The organism is Microcystis sp. M_QC_C_20170808_M9Col, assembly GCF_007095495.1.
Lineage (GTDB): Bacteria > Cyanobacteriota > Cyanobacteriia > Cyanobacteriales > Microcystaceae > Microcystis > Microcystis aeruginosa.
This window is the reverse complement of sequence record NZ_SFBZ01000221.1, coordinates 1-9,695: the sequence shown is the minus strand read 5'-3', so window position 1 is coordinate 9,695 and position 9,695 is coordinate 1. Positions and strand designations below refer to the sequence as shown.

The window sequence follows — 9,695 nt, the reverse complement described above, 5'->3', positions numbered from 1 at the left end:
TGGGATAGAGAGGTGCGTAGTTCACCCAAGGAGAATCAATCTCTCGAAGTAAAAGTGAAAGGAATTTCTGAAATGGAATTCAGTCTGTCTATATTTGACTATACTTTTACTAACTATTAATATGTCCAATTTTGTTTCGTCTGTAGGGTGTAGGTTCCGTCGCGCACATTGACCCGATGGGGGATCAGCTTCAGGTCTCGGAAGATATGAGCTTGGTGTTGTAGGGCCGTCAGAGAGCGATCGTCGATTGGGATAATGGCACGTTCAGAGGCCCGTTGTTCGAGATTAGTCACGATCGCCGGATCGATCTCGTGGTGGGCTGCCAAGCGTCTCGTCGCCTCTAACTCCTGTTGTTTCGCCCAGGCCCCCGCCTCGTTCACCTCTTCTAAAATCACCTTCAGTACATCGGGATAATCCCGCACCAATTCGGGAACCGCATAATAATAGGTCGGCACTTCTAGAGAGGCGTTTTCCCCGAATATACTCTCTAGATCCGCCACCGATCTTCCCGGATAGGTGCGCGTCTCCGTGGGGGAATAGGGAACCCACACCACCCAAGCGTCGATCTCACCGCGACGAAAAAGCACCAGTGCTTCCGGTTGAGTCGCATACACCGGTTCGATATCGCTTAATTCTAGATTCACTCTCATCAGTGCGCGGATGAGGACATAATGGGCGCTCGAACCCCGATCGAAGGCGATTCTTTTTCCTTTTAAATCCGCCAACGTCTCTATTGGCGAATCCTCAGGCACGAGAATCGCCTGACCTTTCGGGGCGGTATATTTTTCCTTGGCTACCCGGACGAAGACGTGTTCCGCCGCTTGCGAGAAAATACTCGCCGTACCGCCACCACCGCAGAAGTCGATCGTTCCGTTGCTCAAGGCCTCGATCAGAGAGGAAGCGGCCAGAAAACTCGTCCACGTTACCGTCACCCCAAAGGGTTTTAAGCGTCTTTCCAGAAAGGCCTGGGCGCGGAGAACTTCCAGATTGGTCATACCCTCGGGATAGCCGATCTTGAGGGTTCCTAACCGCCGCGCTTGTTTGGCGAGGGGAGTGATATCGGAGGGGGTCGAGCGCTTGAACCAGCGATCGATCGCGATACAGAAGAGAATTCCAGCGATAAATAATCCCACGGTTTCCAATAGCCGGGGAGTGGTATTTCGGGGGAATTTAAAGCTATCGACGAGGTTCAGAATCGGGTTATCGGATCGAGAATTTTGACCGACGGCGATCGTGTCGGAAAATCCAGCCAGGAGAAAGCTCCCGACGAGGCTGGTCACAAAAAGGACTGCGGGAAGAACTGCCCGCCAATTTCGCCACGGTTTCCAGAGACACTTGATCGAACGGTGGAGCATGGGATTTCTCGCAGAAAACAAGATTTATGATCGGGAAAGGAGACAAGAGGGAAGGGTTTCCCAACTTGATCGGGAGAGGTTCCATTAGTTTTATCTACATACTATAAAAATCCACGACTCCTCGATTGTGTAACAAAGTACATTTATAAATGTATTGAAAATGATATAGTTTTAAAGTGAAATTGCGCCCGCATTTGAGAGATCGAGGTGGTATGGATGGATTGGTTGATCGAAATCGTCAAAATCGCGGTGGCCACCGGCATAGCCACCACCTTCGACGACAATATTTATCTAACCGGCTTCTTTAGCGAGGTAAATCGTACCTTTCGCCCGGTTCACGTTGTCGTCGGCGAGCTAGTCGGGTTTACGGCCTTAGTATCGGTGAGCTTGCTGGGTTTTCTACTCGGCTTAATCATCCCGCCGATTTATATCGGTCTTCTCGGAATCTTGCCGATCCTCATCGGTGTGAGAAATTTACTGACGTTAAATCGCGATAACGAGAGGGAAACCGCAGATCGCAAGGTGAATTTGCGAAGAAACGCCCGATTTCACGGATTCGCCTCCCGCAGACTATCCCTCGGTCAAGTCTTCAGCGATCGCCAAACCTATAAAGTTTCCGCGGTCACGATATCCAATGGCGGCAATAATCTCGGTATCTACATTCCCCTATTCGCCAATAGTACCGTGGCGCAGTTAGCCGTAATCATCCCGATCTGCTATCTAATCGTTTGTACTTGGTTATTTCTCTCCTATAATCTAACCCGCCAACCGGGGATCGCGGTTGTCCTCAGCCGTTATGCGAGTAAGCTTTTCCCCTTTGTGCTGATGTGGTTGGGGCTACGGATTATTCTCGATAACGGCTCCTATCGCCTGTTGATTCCCACCGGGTAAATTAGGCCCCCGTAAAAATCGCCAATCTCCAGATCCCACGGGAGTCAAAATTCAGGAAGAGAGAATAAAAAATTAGTTGGTTTAGATCAACCTTATCGAGAAAATCCCGATGAATGTATCACTGTTGTCAATTCGATCGCTGTTTCGTCCCTTTCGTTCCTTATCGGGGAGGAGCTTCCTTTCTTTCCTGTTAGTGGGACTGTTGGCAAGTATTGCCCTCGCCTCCTGCGGGGGAATCGGCTCAAAACCGGAGGTGAAACTGAATCTCGTTTCCTTCTCGGTCACGAAAGCCGCCCACGACCAGATTATCCCGAAATTCGTCGAGAAATGGCGGAAAGAGCATAACCAAAAAGTCATTTTCCAGCGGAGTTACGGCGGTTCCCTAGCCCAGGCCGATGACGTGATCGCAGGGAAACAAGAGGCGGACGTGGTACATCTCGCCCTTCCCCTCGACGTGATGCGGATATCTCAAGCCGGCCTGATTAATCGCAGTTGGGAAGATCGGGTGCCGCGGCGGGGAGTGGTGAGTCGATCGGTGGCGGCGATCGTCACGCGGGCGGGAAATCCGAAAAAGATTCAATCTTGGGCGGATCTGGCTAGAGAGGACGTTACGGTTCTATCCGCCGATCCGAAAACTTCCGGGATCGCTATTTGGCAGTTATTAGCCCTCTGGGGTTCGGTGACGCAAACGGGGGGCGAACCAGAACAGGCATGGGATTTTGTCCGCCGGATCTATCAAAAGATTCCCACCCTAGCCAGGGACGCGCGGGAAGCCAGCAATGCCTTTTTCCAAGAGGGAAAGGGGGATGTTTTAGTCACCTACGAAAACGAGGTAATTCTAGCGGCAAGAAATCAACCAGATACCAATTACTTAGTCCCCCCGGTCAATATCTCGATCGATAATCCCGTGGCGGTGGTGGATAGAAATGTCGATAAACACGGCACGCGAGAGGTGGCCGAGGCCTTTGTGAATTTCCTCTATTCCGAGCCGGCACAACAGGAATTGGCCAAATTAGGCTATCGCTCGGTCAATCCCTTCGTGGCCAAGGATGAAGGATTACAATTCCCGCCGATCGAAACTCTTTTCAACGCCCAAGATCTCGGCGGCTGGACGTTGATCCAAACAGAATTTCTCGCCGATAAAGGCATCTTCGAGCAAATTAAGAACCAGTCCGCTTCTTAACATTTTTCCCGCTTTAATCTATGAAATTCTCTCATTATTTTTTCCTAATCTCCCTTCTGATGGCCAGTAATTTGATCGCCGGTTGCGGTCGCCCGGCCGACTCGGCCGAGAAAGAAGCACCAGTCTCGATCGACGGTGGTGCGGTGGGTTTCGCCCTCTCCCTCGCCGTTGCCGAAGAATATCAGAGAATCCATCCCGAAGCGCGGGTAAGCGTCGCCACCAGTGGAACCGGGGGCGGTTTTAGTAAGTTCTGCGCCGGAAATCTCGACATTGCCGGGGCATCGCGGGTGATCCGGAAAGAAGAGATCGAGAAATGTCGGGAAAACGGCGTGGAATTTCTGGAATTACCGATGGCGATCGACGGATTGGCGGTGATTGTCAATAAAAAAAATCAATTCGCCAAGTGTTTAACGATTAAAGAACTCGATCGAATGTGGAACACGAAAGCGGAGGGTAGGATTACCAGTTGGAAACAGATTAATCCCAAATTTCCCGACGAAAGATTATTACTTTTCGCCCCGCCTTCCGATACGGGAACCTTCGATTATTTCACCCAAGCGATCACGGGAAAACGGAGAAATAGCCGCACCGATTTTACCCCGAACCGCAATCAAAACGCGCTCGTGCAGGGGGTGATCGGCAATCCATCCGCGCTTGCGTATTTAGGCATCTCTTTCTATATGCAGAACCAAGATCGATTGAACTTGGTGGCGATCGAAAATAATGAAGGAAAATGCGTCAAACCGGTCCCCATCGATAACGTTCTCCGCAATGTCTATAATCCCCTTTCCCGTCCCCTGTTTATCTACGTCAACAAGAATAATTTAAAAACGAATCCATCCCTGGAAAAATTCGTGCGCTTCTATTTAGAAAATTCCTGGAAATGGGTCGATGGCGTGGGTTACGTCGCTTTACCTGATGAGGCCTACGTCAAAACCCTGCGGAAATTCGAGCGCGGGGAAACGGGATCGAAATTCGGCAAAGCTAAACCGGGAGAACCGATCACGAACTTTATCTAAAAAAGGAATTTTGTTAAACCATGACCTTAACCCCGAGTTCTTTCGATAATTCTTTTTTCGCGGCAGATAATTCACTCCTCAAGCACCCCGGCGACGATATTCAAGAGAAGATAATCGCGCTGATTCTCTTCTCTTGCGCCTTCGTTTCCGTGGCGACGACAATCGGCATCGTGGCGATTATTTTTAGCGAAACGTGGGGATTTTTTCAAGAGGTATCTTTCGCCCAATTCTTTCTCGATACCCGTTGGACTCCACTGTTCGCCACCCCTCATTTCGGTATCTGGCCGCTAATTAACGGGACATTTTTAACCACAGCCATCGCTATGTCCGTCGCGGTTCCTTTAGGCCTATCTTCCGCGATCTACCTCGCCGAATACGCAAAACCGAACCTAGCGGCGATTTTACGCCCCGCGGTGGAACTTCTTGCCGGGATTCCCACGGTGGTGTACGGGTACTTCGCCCTACTCGTTGTCACGCCCACTTTGCGGAATCTTTTCCCCGTCGAGATTTTTAACGCCCTCAGCGCCGGGTTAATGATGGGAATCATGATCACTCCCACGGTGGGATCGATTAGTTTAGACGCGATCCGAGCGGTTCCCCGTTCCCTGCGCGAGGGTTCCTACGCCCTAGGAATTACCAAGCTGGAAACGATTTTTAAAGTGGTTCTCCCCGCCTCCCTCTCCGGGATCATGGCCTCGATTATTCTGGGAATGTCCCGGGCGGTGGGGGAAACGATGACGGTGTTGATCGCCGCCGGCTCGCAACCCCGGCTTACCCTCAATCCCTTCGAGTCGATCGCCACGATGACCGCTTTTATGGCCGAGATTTCCGGGGGAGATGCGCCCCGGGGCAGTCTCAGTTTTAAAACCCTCTACGCAGTCGGCGCGGTGCTTTTTCTGATCACGCTGGTGCTGAATCTAGCCAGTTACTGGATCTCCCACCGTTTTAAAGAAAAATACGATTGATTTCCCATGGTTAAATCCTCTGTCAAATCCGATACCGTTGAATTTATCGACCATCTCGAACGCCGCGAGGCGATCGGCAAATTCTGCGAGTATCTTTTCCTCTTCGGTTTACTGATCGGTTTGTTCGTTCTGGCGCTGTTGGTGTTGAATATCGCCCACGATGGACTCGGACGACTCTTAACCCCCGGATTCCTCACGGAAACTCCTTCCCGTTTCCCGGAAAGGGGCGGTATCCGTCCGGCGATCATCGGTAGTTTCTATCTGGGAATTATCGTGCTTCTCGTGGCAGTCCCGATCGGGGTCGGGTCGGCTTTGTATCTAGAGGAATACGCCCCGAAAACTTGGTGGACGGCACTGATCGAGGTGAATATCGGCAATCTGGCCGGGGTTCCCTCGATCGTCTACGGCTTATTAGGATTAGCGGTTTTTAACTATCTGCTCAATTTTGGCCCGACGCTGATTTCCGGCGCGTTAACCCTTGCGCTTCTCTCGCTGCCAGTGATTATCGTCACGGCGCGGGAGGCGATCCGGGCGGTTCCCGATTCCCTACGCCAAGCCTCCTACGGTCTAGGCAGTACCAAATGGCAGACGATCCAACACCATGTTTTACCCTACGCGGTGCCGGGGATTCTCACGGGGGTGATTATCTCCGTGTCGCGGGCGATCGGGGACGCGGCTTCCTTAATGGTCGTCGGCGCGGTTAGTTTCCTCACTTTCGATCCTGGTTTATTCCAACGCTTTATGGCACTACCGATTCAAATTTTCAGCTATATCACCCGTCCCGAACCCGGTTTTGCCAATGCGGCGGCGGCCGCGATTATCGTTCTGATCCTGTTAATTCTCGCCCTCAACGCCATCGCCATCTATCTACGTCAACGTTATTCGACACTGAATTAGGGAAGGCAGCGGGCAAGGGGGTAGATACATAACCTTCCCTACTCCTGCACTCCCCACTTCTCCAGTACGGGAGGGTTTGCAAACCCTCCCCTCTAAAAAAACCATCGATCTTTAATAAACGATCAGGAGAATTTTTGCCATGACTACCCACCTTAACCCAGATCACAGTGTTTTCGAGGCGGAAGGAGTGAAAGTTTTTTATAACGGGTTTCTCGCTCTTGTGGACGTTCATATTAAAATTCCTGCACGAAAAATCGTCGCCTTTATCGGGCCGTCCGGTTGCGGGAAAAGTACCCTCTTGCGCTGCTTTAACCGAATGAACGATCTGATCCCCGGCGCCAAGGTGGAGGGAAAACTACTGTACCGAAATCAGAATATTTACGATTCGCAGGTCAACGCAGTCAAGTTACGGCGACAGGTGGGCATGGTTTTCCAACGTCCGAACCCTTTTCCCAAGAGCATTTACGAGAATATCGCCTACGCGCCCCGAACCAACGGTTATCAGGGAAATCTTGATGAATTGGTCGAGTATTCCCTGCGGCAGGCGGCGATCTGGGAGGAAGTAAAGGACAAACTGAAAGAAAAAGGAACGGCACTATCGGGGGGACAACAACAGCGTCTCTGTATCGCCCGTGCGATCGCTATGAAGCCAGATGTTTTATTGATGGATGAACCCTGTTCGGCCCTCGATCCCATCTCTACCCGTCAGGTGGAGGAATTGTGCCTACAACTGAAGGAAAGTTACACGATCGTCACCGTCACCCACAATATGCAGCAGGCATCGCGGATCGCCGACTGGACGGCGTTTTTTAACACCGAAACCGATTCGTCCGGGAAACGCCGGGGGAAATTAGTCGAATTCAGCCCCACGGAAGTTATGTTCGGTAATCCGCAAACCGACGAGGCCCGCGAGTATATTAGCGGGCGATTCGGGTAATCGAAACAGAAAAAAAGCCGATAGTCTGTTTTTCAAAACCGTCCGCGGTTTTATGCCGAAACAAACACCCCTTGGTATGAATATAAAGAACCGGATTTTCGCCATTTTGTTGGTTTTTGTCCCGATCTCGATCGCCTGGAATTTCCTGCGTTGGGACGTGACGATCGTTTTCCTGAGTGCCTGTCTAGCGATTGTTCCCCTGGCCGCTTACATGGGAAAAGCAACCGAGGAAATCGCCGTCGTGGTCGGTCCCAATCTCGGCGGTTTAATGAACGCGACCTTCGGTAACGCTACCGAATTAATTCTCGCCTACGCCGCCCTCGAAGAAGGTTTGATCGAGGTGGTGAAAGCGACGATTACCGGTTCGATTATCGGGAATCTGCTGCTGGTAACGGGCTTATCGATGTTTTTCGGCGGCTTACGCTATAAAGAACAGAAATTCCAGCCCGTGACCGCCCGTTTAAATTCCTCGTCGATGAATCTCGCCGTGGCAGCGATCCTCCTACCCACGACCGTTCAATACACCTCCGCCGCAATCGAGGAGAGCGTCCTACAGCGTCTCTCGGTAACGGTGGCGGCGGTATTAATTTTTGTGTATGGTCTGAGTCTGCTGTTTTCGATGAAGACCCATACCTATCTTTACGAGGTGGGGGACGCAGATCTCGATCAAGAGTCGGGGGAAGCGGTAAGCGTAAAAAAGCCGAATCTCTGGCTCTGGGTGGGGATATTACTGCTCGTGACGCTCGGTGTGGCGGTCGAATCGGAATTGTTAGTTAATACCCTAGAGGAAGCCACGCATAAATTAGGATTAACGACCCTTTTCACGGGGGTGATCCTGCTGCCAATTATCGGCAACGCGGCCGAACACGCCACCGCGGTTAGGGTCGCCTTAAAAGACAAAATGGATCTGGCGGTTTCCGTGACGGTGGGTTCGAGTCTGCAAATCGCACTTTTTGTCGCGCCGGTTCTCGTAATCGCGGGTTATTTCCTCGGTCAGCCGATGGCTCTCGATTTTGATCCGTTTGAATTGGTCGCCGTCGCCGTCGCGGTGTGGCTGACTAACTCGATCAGTAACGACGGTCGCTCGAACTGGCTAGAGGGTATATTACTCGTCGCGACCTACGCGGTGATCGCCCTCGCTTTCTTTTTCCATCCCGCAGCGGCCTAGGGCGATCGGTCGTGCGAAATACAGTTTCTCGATCGGGATAGGTAGTAAAATTCTTCCGTTGCCGAACCTTTGAAGGAAAAGCCGAACAAGGTATAACGAACGGACGAACCCGACGGCCATCTTAAGGAAAAAAACGATGATCGAGATTGTGATCGCGATATCCACCGGTGTAGCGGCATTCGTCGCCACCAACCTCGACGATATATTGATCCTGACGATTCTCTTCAGCCAAACGGGGAAACTCTTCCGTCGTCGCGATATCGTCATCGGTCAGTATATCGGCTTTAGTCTGCTGGTTATTGCCAGTTTAGCGGGATTTTTCGGCTGTTTTCTCATCCCTACCCCATGGATTCGCTATCTAGGCCTCGTTCCTGTGATTCTCGGCATCTTTTCCCTTCTCAAAGAAGAGGAGAAGGAGGAAGAGCCGGAGAATGTCGAAGTCAACCTAGAGGGTGCGAAACATTCCCCCTTCGGTCGTTGGTTTGACCCGCGCACCTATAGCGTGGCTGCGTTGACCGTCGCCAACGGCAGCGATAATATCGGCATTTACGTTCCCCTTTTCGCCAGTAGTAGCGTAACAAGTCTGATCGTTATCGTCAGCGTGTTTTTGATTCTGGTGGGGGTTTGGTGTGCGTTCGCCTACGGGTTGACCAGCGTGCCGACCATCGCCACTATTCTAACCAGTCAGGGAAGTACCTTCGTTCCCTGTGTGCTGATCGGTCTGGGTATTTTTATCGTCAAAGAAAGTATTTCCCTCGCGTTTTTGGCCTTAGCAATTAGCTATCTCTGGGCGATCGTCGGTCGCAGTAAGGAACTTGCAAAAAAATAAAGTACCATTTATTTCCCAGGCAGAATAGTCGCATACCAAGGAGGTAATTAGGGTTTGCTGAATCAATGTGAAATGTAGGCAAGGTAAGGGTTTTGTGGCTTTTCTCGCGAAACAGGTGCAAGATTTTGAGAGAATCGTGCTTCAAAACCTGGTAATGATTTGGTAGTAGTGGCGTAGCTCTCTTGCTTACCTGGTATGAATTGATAGCGTTTTTCAGTCTGCTGAGGTACAAAAGTTATGGGTTTTAGGCAAAAGGCAAGAGGCAAAAGGCAAAGGGGAAGAAAAACAGGTGTACCTCACTAGCTTAGGAAACGCTATATTTATGAATAAAGATAATTGGAACCCGATCAGTCTTTAAACCTCTAGCTTGATCATGACTTTTCTGATAAATATCTTTTTCTGGCTCCTGTCTGGCTTACTCAAATATCAGTCTAGCACCGAACAAAGTACC

9 protein-coding genes are annotated in these 9,695 nt (G+C 50.9%); 8 read left to right on the top strand and 1 reads right to left on the bottom strand.

Annotated elements, in window-relative coordinates:
* Nucleotides 1-116 precede the first annotated feature (116 nt).
* A complete protein-coding gene (locus tag EWV68_RS13085; RefSeq protein ID WP_061430484.1) occupies nucleotides 117-1,355 on the bottom strand; it encodes a sulfonate ABC transporter substrate-binding protein in 1,239 nt (412 codons plus the stop codon).
* A 216-nt stretch (nucleotides 1,356-1,571) separates the two neighbouring features.
* Here EWV68_RS13085 and EWV68_RS13080 point away from each other — a divergent pair, with 216 nt between their 5' ends.
* The 8 genes from EWV68_RS13080 to EWV68_RS13045 all read left to right on the top strand — a co-directional run bounded on the left by EWV68_RS13080 (nucleotide 1,572) and on the right by EWV68_RS13045 (nucleotide 9,244).
* The gene (locus EWV68_RS13080; protein ID WP_012264446.1) at nucleotides 1,572-2,246 is read left to right on the top strand and encodes a cadmium resistance transporter; all 675 of its coding nucleotides are present in this window, start codon (nucleotides 1,572-1,574) and stop codon (nucleotides 2,244-2,246) included.
* A 109-nt stretch (nucleotides 2,247-2,355) separates the two neighbouring features.
* Entirely contained in the window at nucleotides 2,356-3,429 is a 1,074-nt protein-coding gene (locus EWV68_RS13075) for a sulfate ABC transporter substrate-binding protein (protein ID WP_061430483.1), read from the top strand.
* A 20-nt stretch (nucleotides 3,430-3,449) separates the two neighbouring features.
* The gene (locus EWV68_RS13070; protein WP_061430482.1) at nucleotides 3,450-4,448 is read left to right on the top strand and encodes a PstS family phosphate ABC transporter substrate-binding protein; all 999 of its coding nucleotides are present in this window, start codon (nucleotides 3,450-3,452) and stop codon (nucleotides 4,446-4,448) included.
* 20 nt (nucleotides 4,449-4,468) lie between these two features.
* Nucleotides 4,469-5,413, top strand: a complete 945-nt coding sequence (gene pstC / locus EWV68_RS13065) for a phosphate ABC transporter permease subunit PstC (protein ID WP_287170032.1) — start codon at nucleotides 4,469-4,471, stop codon at nucleotides 5,411-5,413.
* A gap of 6 nt (nucleotides 5,414-5,419) precedes the next feature.
* Nucleotides 5,420-6,310 (top strand): phosphate ABC transporter permease PstA, encoded by an 891-nt coding sequence (gene pstA / locus EWV68_RS13060; protein WP_002738206.1) that lies wholly within the window; start codon nucleotides 5,420-5,422, stop codon nucleotides 6,308-6,310.
* Nucleotides 6,311-6,449: 139 nt separating this feature from the next.
* Nucleotides 6,450-7,247 (top strand): phosphate ABC transporter ATP-binding protein PstB, encoded by a 798-nt coding sequence (pstB, locus tag EWV68_RS13055; RefSeq protein ID WP_287170030.1) that lies wholly within the window; start codon nucleotides 6,450-6,452, stop codon nucleotides 7,245-7,247.
* Between the two features lie 76 nt (nucleotides 7,248-7,323).
* Nucleotides 7,324-8,415 carry a calcium/proton exchanger gene (gene cax, locus EWV68_RS13050; RefSeq protein ID WP_061431046.1) on the top strand — a complete coding sequence of 364 codons (1,092 nt, stop codon included), beginning with the start codon at nucleotides 7,324-7,326 and terminating at the stop codon, nucleotides 8,413-8,415.
* A gap of 136 nt (nucleotides 8,416-8,551) precedes the next feature.
* The gene (locus EWV68_RS13045) at nucleotides 8,552-9,244 is read left to right on the top strand and encodes a cadmium resistance transporter (RefSeq protein WP_061430478.1); all 693 of its coding nucleotides are present in this window, start codon (nucleotides 8,552-8,554) and stop codon (nucleotides 9,242-9,244) included.
* Nucleotides 9,245-9,695: the final 451 nt, after the last annotated feature.